A 21,035-nucleotide genomic window follows, 5' to 3' on the forward strand; every position below is an offset into this window, starting at 1 on the left:
GGACGGCTACTGCGGATATCGCCTGGCCCGTTGCTTCCTTCAACTGGAACATCGTTTGCAATGCAGGAATGATCGTCGCCGCTCTGGTTGTGTCAGAAACAGAACCGGAACTGGCTGATCATATTATTGAGCAAGCGCAGGTTTCACTTAGAAATGGGTTGGCAATGTTCGCTCCGGATGGGGCTTGGCCAGAAGGACCGATGTACGGGGCTTTGTCCGCCCGGGACGCGGCGGTGGCGTTTGATGCGCTTGTTTCCGTCCTCGGGCATGATTTTGATCTCTCTAAAATGGTAGGGTTGGAAGATTTTGGGGAGTTCCTGATCCATGCATCTGGGCCAACTGGCATGCTGTTTAACTTTGGAGACAGCGATACAAGCACTGACCTTGTTGTATTGACCTGGCTGGCGTCGCGGTTCAATCGTCCGGGCTACGACCTTAAGATGAATAGCAAAATGGGGTCTTCCCATCCAGCATTCGAGCTGATCTGGCAGCAGCGACGCAATAGTGAACCAACCACTGCTCGATCAACATCCTATTGGTCTGGAGGGCTTGGGATCGTAACCATGCGGTCTGGTTGGAATGACCCTAAGGCCAGCTATATCGGCCTCAAGGCTGGGCCGCTTAGCAGCCATCACAATGACCTTGATGCGGGCACCTTTGTGCTTGAAGCCGACGGTGTACGTTGGGGGGTGGATCTTGGGCTCGGAAATTACCAATTGCCCGGCTACTTTACTGACAAACGTTTTGACTATTATCGAACGGCCACGATCGGGCAGAATACACTGACCTTTGACATGGCAAATCAAATCGAAACGGGGCGGGCCTATGTTGAGGAGTTGGCGCAGTTTCCGGGTTTCGATTTTGCAATCGCCGATCTTTCAGACGCCTATGGAAAGCCCAAGGGAACGGTCAGACGAGGCATAGCTCTTGTCGACGGAACGACAGTGTTGGTTCAGGATGAAATTAGCTCTGATCAACGGGGGCGGGTGGCGTGGGCAATGCATACCGAAGCGCAGTTAACAGTTGATGGCTCCAAAGCCACATTGCGTCAGGATGGGAAAGAACTAACCGCACGCATACTGTCGCCGCCAAACGCCACCTTCTCTCAACTTTCAGCCAATCCTTGCGAAACGGCATTCAATTCTGAATGTGCGATGCAGAATCCGAATTCAGGCGTTACACGGCTCATGATCCAGCTTGATCTTGATGAAAGTGACAAGCGTGAAACCATTGTTGTTACTTTTGAACCTGATGCACAGGCCGCAAACAAGCCGGTCATCCCGTTAGGTGAGTGGCGACTGAACGCGACCCTCTCGAACGATGTTGTGAAAAAGCACATTGATCGGTTGCCTGCTCAAAACTCACGATAGGTTTGGGTCAAACTTGAACGACCTCAACCCTGGCTTTGGGCGATGCTGGGTGCGCTCAAGGAATGTAGTACGCACCAGAAGTCGCACTATGTTTGGAAACGAATAGAAGACGGCACCCTAGCGCCTGAGACAGCGCATGGCGACCTTCAGATACGATAGACTCCGCTGCAAATTGTCTGGCTGACCTGATCCAAATTTTGAAACTTATACAGCTTCGTGCTCACTACTGCTTAGATATCGGCGCAGGGTTAGGCCAAGCCCAAACACAGCTACATCCCCCAGAACCGAGATCGCGCGATGCGCGATCGCAGCGCTTAGACCGACTCCCTGATCAGTGAAAAGGCCAAGTCCGATAGCTATAATTCCGTCTCGAATACCGATACCACCGGGTGCGCCCGGCATCAGAAAACCGATGACCCAGGCTGTCGAAAAGATTGCGATGCATTGCAATATACCGGCACCACCCTGAGGGTAGATCGCCCGTGCGACACACCAAAGTGACAAACCCAGCATCAAAAAGTTGAAGCTATGCAGAAACAACAGGATCAAGCATTTTGAAAATTTAAGTTTCGGTTTTCCCGCTTTGCGCCAGATTACAATCTGGCCAATCATGATGCAGGCCAGAATTCCGAAGAAGATGATTGTCATCTGTCCATCGAGCCAGGATCCTGGAAGGTCTGCAATTACTGCGGCGACAAGATCGGGCATGGTCAGGAGCACAATTCCGACGACCAGAGCACCGCTGGCGAGCAGAAAACCGATCTCGAGCAAAAGAGATGACGCAATAATTGCGGATGGCACTCCATCACTCCGTGCGAGGGCGAAACGTCCCAAAAGGTGGGCAACATTGCCGGGGATGTATTTCCCGATCTGCGATACCATTAACTGACTTTCAGCGCGTGTGCGCGGTAGGGCAACGTCATAGATGTTTAGCGTCACCCCCCAAGCCACAGCACCTACGAGCTGCGACAGCACATAAAGGGTAAACCCACCTAGCAGTGCATAACGGGCGCGGCCTGACCCGAGGTCGAGCACTGCAATGTCTCCTGCGTGTCGAACCAGAATGATTCCGATGAAGATCAGGGCAGCAGCGGTGCCGATATAGCGCAGGGCGGTAGCCATGTTTAGTACTTACGCGCGACGATGATGTATCCAATGCCACGATCACCGTTAAGGAACACCTTTTGAACTTTCCAGACTAGCCGCATTGTCAGCGTTCCGAGCAACGAGCTGTAGAAAGGCCAGATAAGCGTCAGTAGGTTGCGATCCGAACCGCTAGCGCTAGTGCGGTCGTCTTGGTTCATCTTTTCGCCGCGTTTCTGGGTCTGTTTGGCATAGACCCGAGCGATCAGCCGTTCCATAATATTTGCCAGAGGAAAGCCGTAGCACTGGACTAGCTCAATCTTGAAGCCAGCCATTTCAACCAAGTCAACAAGATCCTTCCGCCGGTATCGCCGGTAATGACCTGCCCAGACATCGGCTGGGTTCCAGCGTTCGGGATGTGCTGGGACAGAAACCATCAAATGACCGTCTTGTTTCAAATAGCGTGCCCATTCGATAAGCGCCGCTGAGTCGTCCTCAATATGTTCCAGTACTTCGAAAGCGACTAGATGATCAAAGCTTTCCAGCGCTAGCCCCTGACAAGTTTCGCGAATCTCTACTTCTCTGGTTCCATCCAAAATTGCCGTGGCAATACGTCGGGCCGAAGTAGACTTATCCACACCAACCGATGAAAACCCCATTCCCGCCAAGTCGTCTAGCAATGCACCAGCCCCACATCCGATTTCTAGAAGTCGTCCGGGCATCAGCCTTTGGGCCAGTCCAAGAATAACATTTCTCCGCATTAAGTAACGCGGGGCCGGCACCCATTGAAGAGCCGGAATAGCCAGGCCGAAATGCCTATGCCTGATTACGGTACCGTAATGGGTCTTAGTATTGCGGCGGGATTCTTTCATGTCGACCACAGTTTTATCCGGCTTGAGGTGCACAGCGAAACAGGTATCCGCAAAGAGTCCGCGCGATCTCCTGGGGCTGGGCCATTTTCAGTTTGTCTTCAGGCATTACCGGATAGCCCTCGTGCCTCAATTCAGCGATGGCATCCAGCAGCGCTTCGGGATTTGAATGAGGGATAAGCTTCACCCCGAGAGCTTCGGTGCCGAATGTTTCGATCATGGCAGGTGAGCTCCGGGTGATCACTGAACGCCCTGACAACAGCGCCTGATAAACCTTGTTCGGCACTACTGACGCAGCCTTGCCAGAGGCGCCAAAAATGCCGAGGCAGATGTCGGCATTTGAAATTGCCTCGGTCAGTTCCTCATAGGGAACCCACTTCTGCCAGGAGATATGATTATGCTCCGCATCCACCAGAGCTGTCTCGAGCAATAGGCACTCTTGCCCGGTGCCAATCAGGTGCCAATTGATATCGCGACCTTGATCCGAGGTAGCTGCCGTCAATATCGTTTTAAGCCCATGCAGCGGGATGAGCTGTCCATAAAACAACACTCTAGTGGGACCGTCGTGGCGCGCAGGAGGAGGCAGACGCTGGAAGGATCCCGGCTCAGCTCCCACCGGCACTGCTCCAATCCTGGATTCAGGCAAATTGAAGATCCGTGCAATATGCTCGGCATGCGCCTTTGTATCGAGCAAGACATGATGCGCTGCCCGACAGGCCAGCCATTCAGTGACCCAAAGCATCCGGCCCGGCAGTGACTTGGCCCCAACCATACTTCGATCGTTAACGACAGTGTCGTAAAGCGAAAGGAACATGTCCCAGGTGATCTGCCGCCGACGTAGCAGGGCAAAGGGCCACAACACCAATGTATCGAGCGCGCCAAGATAGGGAACCATCACTGCATCATGACGAGGCGCACGCAAATAATGCAGGATCAGAAGCGGATAGGCCAAGAGCGCGCTGAACAACACTCGGATCATCACAGCCATGTTCAACTGGCTTTTATCCGCGTGTTTGGGCCAAATCTCTGCGTGGATTTCAATTACTTCTACGCCGAGCTCTTGCAATCCAGTTCGGAGAATTCGAGTACGGGGTTTGCTAAGATCATATGTTCCCCAAAAAATCACCCGCTTGTTGCCGGGCTCAGATGGTATCGGAGTGGTGCTGACCACCGGAGGGGAAAGAGGCATATCGGTATTCATAGCGAAAGCACCCGGAAGCCGGTATAAACCTCTCGATCCAAGCTTTCTGGTGCGACCGGCGCCACACCAGTATCCCAGATCAGCCTGACAGCAACACCTTTCGGTCCGTTGATTGTTACTGCTTCTGCCCCAATGCTGAGAATGTCTCCAGATGCGACGGCACTTGTGTCAATCTGTACTGGCTGGCTGGTTTCGACCCGATACCTCCCGGGGAACGGAAGTGCCAATTCAACCGGTTCGCCGGTCAGCGTCACTGATCCTCCGGCAAGCCAGATCGATCCCGAATAGTGCACATATGACTCGCGTAATATCTTGTGGTCCTCAGGCAGCAGCACAGGCTCGGCTCCATTGGCCGAACTTGGGTCCATCGTCAGCGTCAGAGCAGTTTTGTTGGCGATAAGTAGAGGTGGCTGCTGTTCTGCGATGATTCTGGCAAATACGGGCTGGCCCGCCGCCTGATAGCGTGCAACGCCCCAGCCTGACATGAAGAAACCAGGATTCGGGAAACTTGCGATCATGTGGCTGTCATCAATATAGGCGACCTGATCTGGGAACAGGCGATGAATTTCCGCAATAGTGGCGCGTTGGTTTCCTGCACGATCTTGCAGTGCTAGGGCTGCCTGGACAAAAAGCCCCGCAAGCATCACCATCGCCAGTTGTGCCGAGCGTCGTGATGATCCAAGCCTCTGTGCTCCGATCGCGACGGCTACCATCAGGAGTGGGGTAGCGAAGGGGTAAAAATAGACAAAGGCATTGCGATAGATCACCACCGAGAGGAGCGGTGCAGCAAAGAGCGCAATCAACAGAACCCGCCGAGCATTCCGACCGGCACACAGTCCGATCCCCACAAGAATGATCTGTGGGAGACTGAGCATAGCCCAACTCATGAATTCAGTTGATCGTGGGAATATGCCGCTTCTTAAAAGCGTCGTATTCAGCGCGTCCTTTGCATTGTTTGCCGTCTGGTTGCCTTCGGCGACGCGGAGGCCAGACGCATGCCAGAGGTAGAATGACACGCAAATGCCAGCCGCCAATATACCCGTGATAATGATGCGCCGTACCGCTATTCGATCTTCGATCCTCCATATCAGCACGGCCAGAAATGCGGGCAGATAGAGTGCCGATTTGATCGTAACCAGTACGGCTAGAGCGCTCAGAAGCGCTGCCGCCAGTGTTTGCCAGACAGACAGGCGCTTGGTCAGCAAGATTGCAATCGAAGAAGTCAGTAATGCCGCAGCAATGGGATCGGCACGGAAACTGGCGCCATAGGCCAAAACGTAGCCCGAAGTCAGGAAACCCAGAGCAGCGATATCGGCAAATCGCTGTTCGGTAAAATACAGGGCGATACGGTGCACAGAAATTGTGGTCAGCCCGACGCATGCAACCATCACAAGCCGGGCTGCAAATATCTGTTCCATCTCATGACCCGGCAGCGCATCGAGCCATGTGAAACCATGCACGAAGAAGGTCTGCATTGGACGGTCCAATCGACCGTCGAGGAAGGCATGGACATGTGACAGGAAATAGAATTCGTCCCAATTCACATTGTGAGTATACGCCAGCACCAGCATAAACACGAAGACAACGACAATGCTCGCTCGTACCACTCGATCAAGAGTGATAGCCCCTACCAATCCGGCGTTTCGCTGATCGCCTAGCGCCGGATTATCCATTCTCTACCGCCCTGACCTGGTCGAGGGTAATTACTTCAGTAGGTCTAATCGGCGCGCGCAGTAACTCTCGGGCCCGGATGTCTTCCAGCAGACTACGGTTGGTGGCGATAAGATCGGCGAGGATACCAACGGCGAACAGTATCGTGGCCATTGCCAGCAGCACACCGGACAGAACCAGCGACTGAACATGCCCGGCCCCCCCGTCTGTCGCGTAATAATAGAGAAATCGCCCAACCCCGATTAAGCCAGGCAAGGCGAACACTGCCGAAAGCGTCAGGAAGAACTTCAATGGTGCGTAGATCACAAAAACGCGCAGAATAGTTCTTGCTGAGCGGATGACATACTCTCCGATACCTCTGAACAGACGAGACGGGCGTGTTACCTTGTTGACCCGAACAGGCACCGAGGTCATCGGGATATGTTTGCGACCGGCCTGAATGATGGTTTCCAGAGTGTAGGTATAAGTGTTGACAACACAGAGTCGGGCAGCGGCATCTCGGGAATAGGCGCGAAATCCGCTGGGCGCATCAGGGATTTCTGACTTGCTTGCCAGTCTCACGACCCAACTGCCCAGCCGTTGAAGGGTTTTCTTCAACGGCGAGAAGCCCTCGATCTCTCTGATCGGGCGAGCGCCGACCACGATTTGTGCCTTACGCTTCAGTATCGGATCAATCAGGGCCGGAATGTCGTCAGCGCAATACTGATTGTCTGCATCGGTGTTGACGATCACATCCGCGCCCAATGAAAGTGCATACTCGATGCCGGCACTGAACGCACGGGCGAGGCCGACATGGCTGCTCATTTCCAGAACGTGATCAGCTTTGGCGTCCCAGGCGACTTCAACGGTCCGATCGGTGGAGCCGTCGTCGATGACCAGTACTTCAACTTTACTGACGCCAGGAATCGATCGGGGAATTGCCGCGATCGCTTCGGCAAGGGTTTCCTCCTCGTTAAGCGCCGGTATTTGGACGACAAGCATCATGATCATGCCACATTGATAACTATTGAGTGCAATTACATTTTATTTTGGGACAAAATTGTGTCCAAAAGGGGTAATTGTTGAGCCATCTGAAACGGTTGAAACGCTCCTTTGAAACAATTCGTATGAATACTCGATGGTTGGTGCGTCATCGGTGTCGACCGAAAACTGCGTTACTCTAAATCCGTGAATTGCGACCAGCCGTCTTTCTTCTCAAATCAACTTGACGCTGTAAATCGCTTCGAGCGATCAAGAGATCAACTCATTGGGGCCGATCAGTTTTACTCACGCCCGGCCTGGAAAATCCATTCTGTGTGAGGATTCGCCTTCACGTCTTCCAACATTTTTAAGACCTCGGCTTTCCATCCAGCTTTGATCTTTAAAGCCAGTTGAGACGGCGGCCGGTGGTTGGGTTCAAGGATCGCGTATTCATATCTGAGCGGTTTCTTGAATGGCAAAAAAGCGACCTTTCCGTCGGACAGGTTCAATTCTTGCTCGGTCACGACGGTCAGCGGATCAACGATGCTGCAACATTGCCCGGAGCTGACGAAGGGGATGAGCGGCTGAAAATACTGGCAGGTCACTGTCGGATTGTACTCAGCACCGACCTCCTCGAATTCCTGCCGGATTTTGCGCTGGAATGGGTGTGACGCATGCAAGCCGCCCATGGGCGTATCGTTCAGATCAGACAGTGTCAGGCTCTTACGCGAAGCAAGTGGGTGGGTGCGGTCAATGGCACAGAAGCAATCTGCTTTGATTAGTTCGGCAGAGTACTGCGGTTCTTTGCCCGCTGAATGTTCGAAATCAGCAAATCCGAAGTCGATGTTCTGGGTCCCTGCAAGCTCCATAATCTGAGGTGAACTGCGGGTGGAAAGAGTGATGCGAATATCGGGGTTTTCTCCGACCGACTGGCTGATAAAACGCGGGAACAAAAAGGCGGACGGTCCGGGCATCGTTGCGATGTTCAGGCTGCCTGCATGCCCTTTGATCAACCCTTCCATTGTGCTGGAGATGGTGGCGAGACGGTCCAGAATGCCTGTGGTTTCGGCCAGAAGGTAGTGCGCTTCAGGAACCGGAACCAGGCGTCTTCCCTTGCGTTCAAACAGGGTCAGTCCCAGCGTTTTTTCCAAGTTTTTCAACGCAAGGCTAATCGCCGGCTGAGTGCGATTCAGTTTCTTGGCAGTTTGCGAGATAGAGCCGGTCTCCATCACTTCGCGAAACACTGTGAGCTGCATAAGGTTCATGGTTAATGTATAAATAAAACCTTAGTTTTGTGAAGTATAAAAAATTTGCATTTATGCGAATCGTCTCTACGCTGAGGAGATCGAATTCGGGAAAACCGAATCCAGCGATCCAACAACGGAGATGATTATGAAATTCGTGAAATGTTTGACCGGACTGGCCTTGGCAGGCGCGCTTGCCGCCCCTGCGCTGGCGCAGGATCCAACATTCTTCCGCATCGGGACCGGTGGCGCAGGCGGAACCTACTTCCCCATCGGCGGCACCATCGCCAACGGAATTTCTGCCCCTCCGGGATCTCGCCCGTGCGAAGAAGGTGGCCAATGTGGCGTCCCGGGCCTGATCGCAATCGCGCAATCCACGACAGCGTCGGTGTTCAACAATGCCGCAGTGCAGAATGGTGAGCTTGAGGCCGGTCTGGCCGCAGCCGATGTGACCCGTTCAATGTATCTGGGCGAAGGCAAGTTCGAGGGTAAACCTCATCCTAACCTTCGCATCGTAGCAAATCTGTTCCCCGAGGACCTGCATCTCGTGCTGCCCGCCGGTCAGACGATCAACGACCTGGGTGATCTGGAAGGCAAGCGCGTCGGTATCGCACAGGCCGGATCGGGTACGCAGGTTGCTGTTCTGCAGATGCTCGACGCCTGGGGTGTAAACCGCGACAATATGGATGAAGCCGAACTGAACAACAGTCAAAGCGCCGAGCGTTTGGCTGACGGTCAGTTAGACGCCTATTTCTACGCTGCGGGCTGGCCAGTTGCCGCGATGGTACAACTGTCGTCGACCAAAGGCATGAACCTGCATTCGTTCAGCGATGAAGATCTGGCCAAGATCAACGAGATCATTCCGGCCTATATCCCTTCGGCTATTCCGGGTGGTGTCTATGAAGGCATAGATGCGGAAACCAAGACCCCTGCGGTCAGTGCTATGCTGGTTGTGTCCTCGGATCTGTCGGAAGATCTGGTCTATCAGCTGACCAAAGCCCTGTGGAACGACAACACCCGCAAGCTACTGGACAACGGCCATGCCAAGGGTAAGCAGATCACGCCCGATACCGCGCTGGATGGTGTAGAGGCGCTGGGTGTTCCACTGCATCCGGGTGCCGAGAAGTTCTACAAAGAAGCCGGACTTCTTCAGTAAACGTAACAGACTGAACTGTATCGTCGGTGCCCCTATGTGGGGCACCGCACACTGGAACTATGCGAAATCGGGAGGCCATCATGTCCGAGACCCAGAAACTTGATGACCACGAATTGACAGCCGAGGAACTAGCGGCCATCGAGGAACAGTTCGATGAAGGTGCCGCCGTCCGGCAGGTGACGCCCACCGCTGGAAAAGTTCTCCGTGTTGTGGCCCTGATTTTAGCGTTCTACGAATTCTTCACGGCCGGATTCGGCCTGCCCGCAGACCACTGGCACATGGGCATCTACCTCGCCCTGCTGTTCATTCTGGTCTATGCCACAATCCCGATTGTTGGGGCAAAGAGCCTTTATGCCCTTAAGGTCAGCCGGTTCCGCATCGGTAACATCCCGCTCTATGATCTGGTTTTCATGGCGCTTGGCATCGTTGCCGCGCTCTATGTTGGCGTAGCCTGGCGCGGCATTCCGTTCCTTGGGATCGAGGAACAGACGTTCCGGATGGGCAACCCCAACAACTATGATGTATTTCTGGGCGTCGTCATCATCCTTTTGGTGCTGGACATTGCGCGGCGCACGCTGGGCTGGGTGCTGCCCCTTATCATCTGTGTTTTCATCTCATACGCCCTGCTGGGGCCGTACTTCCCCGGACTGCTGCAGCATCCCGGCGTGAATTTCAAAACCTTCGTATCGTCGATGTATTTTCCGCAGGAAGGTATCTACGGCGTCACGCTCTGGGTGGTTTCGACTATCGTCTTTCACTTTGTTTTGTTCGGCGTCATCGCGCAACGCACCGGTCTGGGGCAGCTGTTCATCGACAACGCGACTATACTTGCGGGCCGTTATACTGGCGGTCCGGCAAAGGTATCAGTGGTGTCCTCAGCTTTCTTTGGCACGATCTCTGGCTCATCGGTGGCCAACACCGTATCGACCGGAGCATTGACTATCCCCAATATGAAGCGCCTCGGATACCCTGGCCATTTTGCGGGCGGGGTTGAGGCTGCGTCTTCTGCTGGTGGCCAAATCACTCCGCCGATCATGGGCGCTGCAGCCTTCATCATGGCCGAGTTCCTTGAGGTCCCCTACACCACCATTGTGATCGCGGCGATCTTCCCAGCAATACTGCACTATGTCGGCGTCTTCGCTGTGGTGCACTTGATGGCACGCAAGCTGAACCTGAAAGGTCTGGCGAAAGAGCAGCTGCCGCAACTCAAAGCCGTTTGGGCGGAAGGCTGGGCCAATATCGTGCCACTGATCGGCCTGCTGGTGGTGCTGTTTACGGGCTACACGCCATTCATGTCCGCTTTTTGCGGTATTTCTCTGGCGGTCATCGCGGGCATGTCGCGGATCAAACAGCCGCCAACGCTGGTCTATGCCGCGGCTTTCCTGGCTTTTGTGCTTTGGAAATTCTCGGATGGCGGGTTCGACCTGACGATGACCGCAATCCTTTGTGGCCTGTCGGTTATTGCCACGCTGAATCCACAGAAACGGATTGAAGTGCCCGAGATGCTGCAGGCGGTCGAACTGGGCGTGAAGTACTCGCTGGCCGTTGGTGCCGCAGCGGCTGCGGTTGGCATCGTGGTCGGAGTGATCAACACCACTGGCATCGGCTTTCGCATTGGCTTCATGGTGACACAGGGCGCGGGCAATCTGGCTTCAGATATTTACAACATGATCTCGTTCGGCAGCTTCCAGCTGTTTGCCATGGAAGACCTGCAGCTATTCATCTCACTGGTCTTCATAGCCATCGTCTGTATCCTGATGGGCGCGGGTATCCCGACCACAGCGTTGTACATCATGCTGGTATCGGTCGCACAGCCTGCTTTGGCGCAGCTCGGCGTTCCTCCCATCGCCAGCCACCTGTTCGTGCTCTATTACGGCGTGGTGTCAGAAATCACACCACCGGTCTGTACGTCGGCCTACGCGGCTGCTGCAATTGCCAACTCGAATCCGTTCCGCACTGGCCTGTCGGCATTCACTCTTGGATTGGGCAAGGTGATTGCGCCGATGGCTTTCGTATATGCGCCAGTTCTGCTGTTCGTATCCTCAACCGGCTTCAATTTCTGGGAGTTCACTTACACCGCCGCCAGCTGTATCGCCGGGGTTATCGCCCTGTCGGCTGCGGTTGTGGGCTACTGGCTGAAACCGATGAATGTTGCGGCGCGGATTCTGATGGCCCTTGCGGGGATTATCTTTGTCGCGCCCAGCCTGACGGCAGACCTGATCGCGCTGGCCGTTGCCTCGCCTGTCATCGTCACCCAATTGATCGCGCGCAACCGCAGTCAATCTCCGGCCTGAACTGATGACAGAACAAGTGACCATCATCGGCGCAGGAATCGTCGGCATCTGTTGCGCTTTGTCGCTGCAGGAACGGGGCATTCAGGTTCGGCTGATCGATCGAGGTGAGCCGGGTCAGGAAACCTCGTTCGGGAATGCTGGTGTGGTTTCGCCTTGGTCGATCATTCCGCAAGCAATGCCCGGTATCTGGAAAATGCTGCCCAAAATGCTGCTTGACCCAAAGAGCGCGCTGTCAGTCAGGCCCAGCTTCTGGCCCAAAATGATTCCTTGGGGGTTGCGATTTCTCGGAAACTCAGGAGAAAAAACTGTTCGCGAAGTCTCGGACGCGATGGAGGTTCTTTGTCGCCCCTCCGTCGATCTGTACCGGCGTCATTTACATGGTACCGGGCACGAGAACTTGATCACCGATAGCTATTACATCCACGCCTTTCGCCGACCAGAACAGGCTAATCTGGACGGGCTTGGATATCTTATCCGCCGAGAAAAAGGCGGCGATCTGGAACGCGTCGACGGTGACGAACTGCGCCGATTGGAGCCCGCTATGTCCGAAGCGTTCAAAGGTGCGATTGTGATCAAAGGGCAAGCGCGTGTAACCGCTCCGGGACGCGTGGGAGCGGTTTTGGCCGAAAAGGCGCAAGTGCAAGGTGCTGAAATTGTGCAAACCGAAGTCACCAAGCTTACCCCCGCAGAAGAGGGTGGTTGGCAGATTGCAACTGCGCAGGATACGCTAACCGCCAGCCATGTTGTTCTTGCGGCAGGCGTATGGTCTGCCGACCTGTTGAAACCATTGGGATTGCCTATGCCTCTCGTGGCCGAAAGGGGCTATCATGTCGAATTCCCAACCCCTGCGGTCGAACTGAACAACTCGGTCATGGATGTGGATGCAAAGGTGGTCGCAAGTTCGATGCTTGGGGGGCTTAGGGTCGCCGGTACGGCTGAATTCGGCAGCGCCGATGCACCCGCTGACCCACGGAAGAAGCAAATCCTGTCCCAACAGGCCAAGGCCATGATGCCCGAGCTTGATACAGGTGAGGCGCGGTTTTGGATGGGTCGGCGCCCGTCATTCCCGGACAGCTTGCCCGCAATCGGGCAAGTAAAAGACCAAGAGGGACTCTATGCAGCGTTCGGGCATTCTCATTACGGGCTGATGATGGCCCCGAAAACCGGCGAGCTAGTGGCGGATATCGTCTCGGATCGCATCCCGAATATCGATCTAGCACCGTATACACCAACCCGGTTTTGAACTTTCAAATCAAAAAAGGACCTGATGACAATGCCAATTTATCAAGGCGGCCAGAATATCTGCGGGGCCTCAATCGGTGTGCTTTGCCTTGAAAGCTATTTCCCAAAGCCACCGGGCCATATCAAGAACCCGTCCAGCCTGCCATTTCCGGTTCTGTATGAAATGATCGACGGGGTGACTGTCCCGACACTTCTGAACAACCCAACGCCGGAATTGCTTGAACCCTTCATCGAAGGTGCCAAACGGCTTGAGGCCGAAGGCGTGCGCGCCATTACCGGCAGCTGTGGCTTTCTTGCGCTGTTTCAAAAAGAACTGGCTGCAGCGGTTTCAGTTCCGGTGTTTGCTTCCAGCCTGATCCAGGTGCCGCTGGCTTATCACATGACCGGCGCGAACGCTCCGGTGGGTGTTTTGACTGCAGACGCTTCTGCTTTGACTGCCCGGCATTTTGAAGGCGTCGGTGCCGCCGGTGTTCCGGTGGCGGTGAAGGGACTGGAGGACACTAGTGAATTTGCAGAAGTGATCTTGCGGAATACCCGCACCCGTATGGACACAGACCTGATCGAGGCCGAGGTCCTGAACGCAGCCCGTAGCCTGATGCTTGAGGCCCCTGATATCCGCTCACTGGTTTTGGAGTGTACAGACCTGCCGCCCTACGCATCGCGCCTTCAGGAAGAACTGTGCCTTCCCGTGTATGATCTGACGACACTTGCGCAAATGGCACATTCCGTAGCGGCCCGCGAGCTATACTCTGGATTGATGCCCCGGCAGCGTTAGTGCGTGCCAATCAATTCGAATGAAGGAATGACATGGACCATGGCCGTAACCTCAGGATATCTGAGGTCTTGCAACAATGCCAAAGCTGCAGGAGTGCTATGTGACCATTGATCTGTCTATTTTGATGGCCGCCATTTGCCTCGGGGCAATGCTGCAGGTTGGCGTGGGCATCGGTTTCAGTATCATCGCGGGTCCCCCGATGATGATCCTGCTCGGCACCTCGACGGCAGTTCCCATATTGCTGTTGCTGAATACCCTTGTGTCGGTAGTCGCGACGGACCGTCATGTACTAAAGAACAACAAGCCACTCATTCTTAATGCGATCATCGCATGTTGTGTCGGTGTAGCTGCCGGTCTTACTGTTTATCCGTTGTTGAACGAGGCGTTTGTTCTGGCCTTGACGGCCTGCTTGTTGTTGATCGGCTTGATCACCACCCTGCTTCCCTTGCGCGGCACAATCGGGCGTTTTGGGTTTTCAGCCATTACAGGACTGTCCGGGCTTGCAACCGTCTGGGCGGCAACACCGGGCCCACTTATGGTGTTTGGTTTGATCGCAAAGGGCCGTACAGCCAAAGAGGTGGCCAAGCTGGTGCAACCCATCGCGCTGGTGGCTTATGGCATTGCATTCCTGTTGCACAGCCTGTCCGAAACGCAGGCCATCACATACGGGCCGCAACTGCTCGGCTTTGTCATAATCACGCTGGTAGGCAGCCTGCTTGGACGGGCAGGGGGCCCTTACTTGCCGCAGTCGGTCGTCATAGCCGCGATCCGCGTGGTTTCTTTCATCGCTTGCTGTGTCTTGTTCCAGCGCGCCTATATGATTGCATAATCCCGGGAGGTGCACGATGCAACGAAACGACAATCTGGAGAGATTTCCTCGCGCCCGGCTTTTGTCGGGCCCGACACCTCTGGAACGGTTAGACAGGTTGTCGGCGGAATTGGGGATCGACCTCTGGCTCAAGCGCGATGATCTGACGGAGCTTGTGTTTGGCGGCAATAAAACACGGCAGCTCGAATTCTACCTCGGCGATGCTCAGCAACGAGGTGCCGATACCATTCTAATCACCGGTGCTGTTCAGTCCAATTTTGTCCGATCTGCAGCCGCGGCGGCCGCTAAGCTGGGGATGCAATCCGTGCTTCAATTAGAAGAGCGTGTCCCAGATATGGACGAAGAGTATTACAGGTCCGGGAACGTATTTTTGGCACAGATTCTGGGTGCCGAGCATATGAGCTATCCCGAGGGCGAAGACGAAGCTGGGGCCGACGCGGCATTGCACGCGCGTGCTGACGAATTGAAGGCCCAAGGCCGCACGCCATACGTCATTCATCTGGGCTTGAATCATCCACCTCTGGGGGCGTTGGGCTATGTCGTTGGCGGACAGGAATTGTGTGCCCAGATGCCCAATTTCGATGCGGTGGTTGTGCCGTCAGGCAGTGGTGCTACGCATGGCGGTTTGCTAACCGGTCTAGCACTGGAAGGCAGCACGGCCCCGGTATTTGGAATATGCGTACGCAGAGATCGCGAGAAGCAACACGCCCGCATGATGATCGTTCTACAGAAACTTGCAAACTTGCTGGATGTTGATGCCGCTCTATTGCAGGCGCGGATCGATGTCTATGACGATGCATTGCCGCCAGGTTACGGCAAAGTGAACGCAAGAACGCGTGCCGCACTGGAAAAAATGGCACGGACCGAAGGGGTTTTCCTCGACCCGGTTTATTCCGCCAAGACATTCGCCGGTTTGATGCATCTGGTTGAAAGCCAGAAGATTAAACCGGGTCAGAAGGTCATTCTGCTGCACACCGGCGGGCTGCCGGCCCTTTTTGGATATCAAAATGAACTGGCGGACAATCTGACTTGAAGGAAACTCGGCCTCGGAATGCCGGCTTCTGATCTATGGCTCCCATTGGCATTTCAACGCTTGTGCCGTGGGCAGCTCAAATCACTGCTAAATTCAACAATGAGAAAGTACAAGTTATGACAATCACCCGCATCGAAACCGGTCAGCGCATGAGCCGGATCGTCAAACACAACGGCGTTGCCTACCTGTGCGGTCAGACTTCGGACGCGCCGACCGTGGCAGATCAGACGCAGGACATTCTGGCCAAGGTTGAGGATCTTTTGCAAAAGGCAGGCAGCGACAAGACCCGCATCCTAAAATGCGAAATCTGGTTGGCGGATATGGCAGACTTTGCCGAGATGAATGCCGTTTGGGACGCTTGGGTGCCTGAAGGCCACGCGCCCGCCCGCGCCTGCGGAGAATCCAAGCTCGCCCGTGATGTATTGAAGGTCGAAATGATCGTGACGGCAGCTTACGACTGAGCGGCGGCTGATTGCGGTTAATAGGGTAGGTTTTCTGGACCTTTGCAAGTCCAGTCCCTCGGAGATTGAGCTATACACGGTCCAGAAAACACCCTAGGTCTTCGCTTCTGCGTTCGCGTGCCCACATTTGCGTCTCTGAAAGCGATTGCTGACGGGAGATGACGGCGATGCGTTAGTTTCGCAGTTTCACCACCAACTGGCATGTGATGCGCGCCCGGTGGGTTCATATCGATTGACCGAAGTCATCGTCGTGGATTCAAATCCTCACGCATCCTGGGTGAGTCAAGAAACAACGCACGATAAATAGCGCTATTCGAGTGCTATTTCAGATCATTTTGGCCGATTCAGGACTTCGCTATGCTGCTGTTAATACAGCAAATTATTGCTTTCCGAATTTGACCAAATAGCTGCCGCGTATTAATCGACTTGCAACGAAACGAGCGATCAACTCTTTGTCTTTGCAAGATACGTCCAAGTTGGCCCGGCGGTTTCCCCTGATCCATCCGGCAAAGGAATACGCATCAATTTCTGCGCCAGAGACTTGATGTCATACATTGCTGGGACCAGTGACCTTAGCGCAGTCTTGTCCGTGTTGAACGCAATGTGCAGACCATCAAGCAGGCCGGACCAGGCCGCGTTAAATTCTGCAGATATTTCTTCGATCTCTGGCGCGTTCTTGAAGTCTTTTTCGGACGGATCATCCCGCATCGGGGATACCGCGCTCCAATCGACGATGAGGTCGCCACCGGTGGGCGGGCCGTCTATGCTGTCATCTGGTTTATAATACCGGCTGTGCAGGATTTCGTTGAATTTGAAATAGTGCGCAACATCCTCGCGGTGATCAGGGCCAGGGATAATGTCATTGTCGCCAGCTCTGTGACCAAGGTCTGCGCCTTCCCCTTCATCCATGATTTTCTTTATCGCCTTCAGCGCGGCCTTACGGCGCTGCGACGGGGTGCCAATCACCTCGATCACCTCACCTCCAGCACCGAAATAGTCGGCGTCGGTGATTTGTCGTGCCTCATTACCAGTAAAAATCGCGGCATCCCCATAAGTATCACAGGCTTTGCGCAACCTTTCCCGGATGTAGATGTAAAAACCTCCGATCGTATGATAATCACCGCTTTTCGCAGCTCTTTCATCTTTTGGTGCCGTTTCAACCGCACGAAAGCTCTTGATTTGGTCTGGCGTAAACCTGCGCAGATAAACAGTTGGACCGCGCCCGTTTAGCAGTGGCTGGGGGTATTTGGGCAGCAGCTTAGGATTGTTCAGCTCCGGAGTTCCGCCAATCGAATTCATGACATTCGCCGCAAGAACCATGTGGAGCATTTCTTCGACCATAACCTGCCGGATCACTTCGATGGGTTCGGCGTTTACGATTGTTGGCTCAGACCGGTCATACTGGCCTTGTTCGAGGATCGAATAACACGCAGTCGCATAGGGAGGAATGGTAGTGAGTTCAAGAATAAGCGCGTCCTGAAACAGTTTACACAGTGTCGCGCGCTCTTTCTCCAGTTTGTCTTTCGAGGTCATTTTGCCCCCCTTTCCGAACAGCATCCGATATTGCTCTGGAGGCTCGGTAAGCCATTGCCGACATCGTGAGTGTCGGGTTCGATGTTGCGATTGTTGGCATCGATCCGGCGCCTACCATCCACAAATTGTCGTGATCCCAGGTTCGCATTACGTCATTAGTCACCGAATTGCGCGGGTGCGTTCCGATCCGATGGGTTCCGACAAGATGACCTGCGCCAAAGAACGTGTATCCCCGGCCGTCATAGGTGAAATATCCGGCGTCAGATGGGTTGTAGGCCGTGTGGTTTCGAATACCCAGGCGCTGAAAAATCTGCGTACAGGTGTCGTATGCCGTCGCCAAACCGGCCCGCGAATAGTCATCCAGATCATAGCTGATCACAGGGCGATATTCACCCATCGGTGTGCGATAGGCGGGATCAATCGTGACTCGGTTGGTCGAGCGGGGCAGTTGTTCGACCATCGTGCCGATGCGAACCTGTCTTTGAACATCGTGATATAATTTGTCACGAAGCGCTTTGCCAAAGAGGTTCTCCTGTTCAACAAAGCGCGCCACATCCGTGTTTGGGGCCCCGGTGGCAAAGTTCCAGCCCCAGTTTCCGATCTCGAGCCTATGGGCGGCAGTTCTGTCACGAAAGGTCCCGTCCCGGAAATTGGCGTAGCTTGACGTCGATCCCGGCCCACGAAACGGACCAACTGGCTCGGGCGCGGAACCCCACGTCATCATGTAGGGATGATCCATCAGGTTGCGGCCCAGTTCGCCGCTGGTCCGACAAATCTCGGAAGCCAGCGCAAGAGTTACGTTTTCCACCGCTCCACCAGCAAGGACGTATTGTTTGCCCTTGGCACGGCGCAGTTCGTATTGCGCAACACCGGAGAACGGGTATTTCTTGTAGACGATACCCGAAACCCGACCGCTTTCGGCAAGCTCGACCTTGGACGCCACGGCTTGCGTGATTGTTTTCATGTGATGTTTGCGAATGTGCTTGGCATCTTCCAGCGTCTTCATCGCATTGTATTTTGCCTGAATTGGGCAGATCGGAATGCAGCTTGAGTTGCCCTCGCACCGCTGGCCCATATAGGCAAATGGACCGGTCGATCCTCGCGGGCGAAACTGATGCCGCATCTTGCGGCCCACGGGTATACCATTGGCATTCTTTGGCTTACGCGGGGTTGAGTTGCGGCCTTGCGGCGTGCGTGAGACTTTCAGTTTGACCGTGTCTTTAGGGTCTTCGCCAATTTCAATGGGCATGCCGTCTGCCCGAGCAAAGAACCCATCGATATAAGACGAGGGTATCGAGTGCATGGGGAAGTCATATCCTTTAGCAAAGTACCCCCGGTTATCATGCTTGCCCGAGGTCTTTATTCCCAATGCTCTGGGTGTCTGTTCCTCGGCGTCTGCTGAGACGCCGATTTCCCATTCGGCCCTCTCATAGTCGGATCGAATATCCTTGTAGCCAAATGGCCAGTCGACCCCCTTGCCGAACCTGCTCTGCATTTCGAAATCTGCGGGCATCATCCGAAGACTGGTGCCCAGCCAGTGCAAGGAGGTCCCGCCATAGGCACGCAGATAGTTGCTGCCAAACGGCAGCGGCCCGCGCTGAACAAAATACCCGTTTGTGTCCGGTTCGGTGCCGCGAACCGCCGTGATGTCCAGCACCGAGGGTGACGGCAAAGTCGGCAGATCCGGATAGGGTGAGTTCGGTGTTTTCGCCAACGAGAGGTAGTACTGATCCAGATAGGATCGGTAGGTCTCCCACGTTTTGCCATGATCCGCACCGGCCTCGAGGATCAGAACAGTGTGCCCTGCTGACACAAGCTCTTTCGCCAGAATGGCACCGGAAAATCCTGCCCCTACAATGACCACATCATAGGTTCTGTCGTCGTCTGTAATCGCGTTCATTGGCCCGCCTCCCGTTTCCGAGGAGGTTCAAGCGCCCAAGCACCAAAACCCTGCTGCTTTGCCCCCATGGGATGGGCACCGATGGCGTCCCAGACCAACCCTTCCTTGTACGAGCGTGTCGAGATGATCTTGACCACATCAAAGCGAGAAGCGCCGTAGCTTTCGCGCCATTCTTGCGAAAGCGGAACCCACTGACCCGTGTACCAAAGCTGAATCAGCGAACGCGCAATCGGGCCAAGGCACCTGTCCGACAGATAAGTTTGGCGGATAATCTGATCATCGTCCCCTTGCCCGAGGGATTGAGCGTGAGACAGAAACCGGCTCAAAATCTCTTCTGGTAGAACCTGTCGGAATTGATGCCAGTATTCCCCGGTGCACCCGGTCCCTTGCAACTCGGCACTATTGTAACCCGTCAATGCCGCGCTGACCGACAGGAAGGCTTGATGGGCGGGACTGTTGTCATGCTGTGACATGGCGGTCTCCATCAATGGCATCCACGTAGAACCCGCGCGGCTCGAAGCAGGCGGGGGGCTTTCAAAAACCTGTACGGCGACAGGGGTGAAGTCGGTGAACAACCGATGCATGTCCCGTGTCATTGGGAAATCGTTGTTGCCGAGTTTCAGTTTGAATGTCTTGGCGATGCGCTTGCCGTCCTTGTTGTCCAGCATTGCAGTTTCGAAGAGGCCCGAGATTGTCCAGCGGGTCCAAACAGTGCGGCCAAGACCGGTCGCGAATTCCGGGATCGGAGTGCAATTTGTTGTCGTCCACTGATTGCCGCTGAGCTTTCCCAAATCGGCGGTCAAATCGTAGACGATGGTTTGCGGGTCGTCGGGGTTGACCAATTGAATCCACCAGGATTTCGGAGAGATTGGCGGATTTCCTTTCATTTTGGCGTTCAGCGACGGCACTTTGTAATTGAACTGCCCCAGAAACTTGGGCTCGCCAAAGGCCTGACGCCCAGCCTTGACTGCAACCGCATTGTCTGCAGCTACGTGTATTCGCAGATGCCCGATGGTTTTGGTCTGATCGCGGCCGTGCAGATACTCGGTCAGGGACATCTTCGGAACGCCGGGCACCCGGTTCGAAGGGTAAGCCAGAAGGTTAAATTCAACCTCGTTCACAAAGCCCAAGGAATTGTCATAGTGGGCGGTGTAGCGTTGAAAATTCAATAGAATGACAGCTTTGTTCTTTCCATTTTCATCGGGGAACTCCGCCACGCACAATCCTGTACCCTTGACGAAGGGTTTGGCGGCTTCGACTGAGGTATACCAATACATCCATTGGCATTGCAGAGAGGCATAATAGAAGGGAAATGTATCAAACTGCTTGGGCAGTTTTGGCATGACACCGGTGACATTCGTCTGATGGCAGCGGTCACCTTTTGATTTCTTCTTAGTCATAATGGCTATGTCCT

Annotated in this window: 17 protein-coding genes; 8 read left to right on the top strand and 9 right to left on the bottom strand. The window is 54.5% G+C overall.

The annotated features are described in order from the left end of the window. Positions 1–68 precede the first annotated feature (68 nt). Positions 69–1,370, top strand: coding sequence for a heparinase II/III domain-containing protein (locus AC1DFB_RS19595; protein ID WP_480922818.1), 1,302 nt, complete (start codon positions 69–71; stop codon positions 1,368–1,370). A 204-nt stretch (positions 1,371–1,574) separates the two neighbouring features. Here the strand turns inward: AC1DFB_RS19595 and AC1DFB_RS19600 are convergent, their stop codons facing one another. The 6 genes from AC1DFB_RS19600 to AC1DFB_RS19625 all read right to left on the bottom strand — a co-directional run bounded on the left by AC1DFB_RS19600 (position 1,575) and on the right by AC1DFB_RS19625 (position 8,398). Continuing rightward, positions 1,575–2,492 (bottom strand): hypothetical protein, encoded by a 918-nt coding sequence (locus tag AC1DFB_RS19600; protein ID WP_480922819.1) that lies wholly within the window; start codon positions 2,490–2,492, stop codon positions 1,575–1,577. Between the two features lie 2 nt (positions 2,493–2,494). Next, entirely contained in the window at positions 2,495–3,325 is an 831-nt protein-coding gene (locus AC1DFB_RS19605; RefSeq protein ID WP_170736161.1) for a class I SAM-dependent methyltransferase, read from the bottom strand. 13 nt (positions 3,326–3,338) lie between these two features. Continuing rightward, positions 3,339–4,310: a glycosyltransferase gene (locus tag AC1DFB_RS19610; protein ID WP_480886630.1), complete on the bottom strand. Its 972-nt coding sequence runs from the start codon at positions 4,308–4,310 to the stop codon at positions 3,339–3,341. Positions 4,311–4,519: 209 nt separating this feature from the next. After that, complete coding sequence (locus AC1DFB_RS19615) at positions 4,520–6,196, bottom strand: hypothetical protein (protein WP_480922820.1); 1,677 nt, start codon at positions 6,194–6,196, stop codon at positions 4,520–4,522. Further along, on the bottom strand, positions 6,189–7,178 hold the full coding sequence (locus tag AC1DFB_RS19620) for a glycosyltransferase family 2 protein (protein WP_170818299.1): 990 nt from the start codon (positions 7,176–7,178) through the stop codon (positions 6,189–6,191). Before AC1DFB_RS19620 ends, AC1DFB_RS19615 begins: the two co-directional genes overlap by 8 nt. 278 nt (positions 7,179–7,456) lie before the next feature. Then, positions 7,457–8,398, bottom strand: a complete 942-nt coding sequence (locus tag AC1DFB_RS19625) for a LysR family transcriptional regulator (protein ID WP_480502950.1) — start codon at positions 8,396–8,398, stop codon at positions 7,457–7,459. A 148-nt stretch (positions 8,399–8,546) separates the two neighbouring features. Between AC1DFB_RS19625 and AC1DFB_RS19630 the strand changes: the two genes are divergently transcribed. The 7 genes from AC1DFB_RS19630 (at position 8,547) to AC1DFB_RS19660 (ending at position 16,188) form a co-directional block, all read left to right on the top strand. Then, entirely contained in the window at positions 8,547–9,554 is a 1,008-nt protein-coding gene (locus tag AC1DFB_RS19630; RefSeq protein ID WP_170394045.1) for a TAXI family TRAP transporter solute-binding subunit, read from the top strand. A gap of 80 nt (positions 9,555–9,634) precedes the next feature. Then, positions 9,635–11,848, top strand: coding sequence for a TRAP transporter fused permease subunit (locus tag AC1DFB_RS19635; RefSeq protein WP_170407117.1), 2,214 nt, complete (start codon positions 9,635–9,637; stop codon positions 11,846–11,848). 4 nt (positions 11,849–11,852) lie between these two features. After that, on the top strand, positions 11,853–13,091 hold the full coding sequence (locus AC1DFB_RS19640) for an NAD(P)/FAD-dependent oxidoreductase (protein ID WP_480922821.1): 1,239 nt from the start codon (positions 11,853–11,855) through the stop codon (positions 13,089–13,091). 24 nt (positions 13,092–13,115) lie between these two features. Further along, the gene (locus AC1DFB_RS19645) at positions 13,116–13,865 is read left to right on the top strand and encodes an aspartate/glutamate racemase family protein (protein ID WP_480886628.1); all 750 of its coding nucleotides are present in this window, start codon (positions 13,116–13,118) and stop codon (positions 13,863–13,865) included. Between the two features lie 100 nt (positions 13,866–13,965). Further along, a complete protein-coding gene (locus AC1DFB_RS19650; protein WP_480922822.1) occupies positions 13,966–14,694 on the top strand; it encodes a hypothetical protein in 729 nt (242 codons plus the stop codon). A gap of 16 nt (positions 14,695–14,710) precedes the next feature. Further along, positions 14,711–15,727: a D-cysteine desulfhydrase family protein gene (locus AC1DFB_RS19655; RefSeq protein WP_480922823.1), complete on the top strand. Its 1,017-nt coding sequence runs from the start codon at positions 14,711–14,713 to the stop codon at positions 15,725–15,727. A gap of 116 nt (positions 15,728–15,843) precedes the next feature. Further along, entirely contained in the window at positions 15,844–16,188 is a 345-nt protein-coding gene (locus tag AC1DFB_RS19660; RefSeq protein WP_170394035.1) for a RidA family protein, read from the top strand. 444 nt (positions 16,189–16,632) lie between these two features. On the opposite strand, the gene AC1DFB_RS19665 is transcribed toward AC1DFB_RS19660, so the two are convergent. The 3 genes from AC1DFB_RS19665 to AC1DFB_RS19675 are packed head-to-tail and all read right to left on the bottom strand — an operon-like array spanning position 16,633 to position 21,021. Further along, positions 16,633–17,721, bottom strand: a complete 1,089-nt coding sequence (locus AC1DFB_RS19665; RefSeq protein ID WP_480568229.1) for a ferritin-like domain-containing protein — start codon at positions 17,719–17,721, stop codon at positions 16,633–16,635. Beyond that, a complete protein-coding gene (locus tag AC1DFB_RS19670) occupies positions 17,675–19,621 on the bottom strand; it encodes a GMC family oxidoreductase (protein ID WP_480922824.1) in 1,947 nt (648 codons plus the stop codon). The genes AC1DFB_RS19665 and AC1DFB_RS19670 overlap by 47 nt, the downstream gene beginning before the upstream one ends. Continuing rightward, positions 19,618–21,021, bottom strand: a complete 1,404-nt coding sequence (locus tag AC1DFB_RS19675; RefSeq protein WP_480922825.1) for a hypothetical protein — start codon at positions 21,019–21,021, stop codon at positions 19,618–19,620. The genes AC1DFB_RS19670 and AC1DFB_RS19675 overlap by 4 nt, the downstream gene beginning before the upstream one ends. Between the last annotated feature and the right edge of the window lie 14 nt (positions 21,022–21,035).

This window comes from Ruegeria sp. S84 (assembly GCF_056583445.1).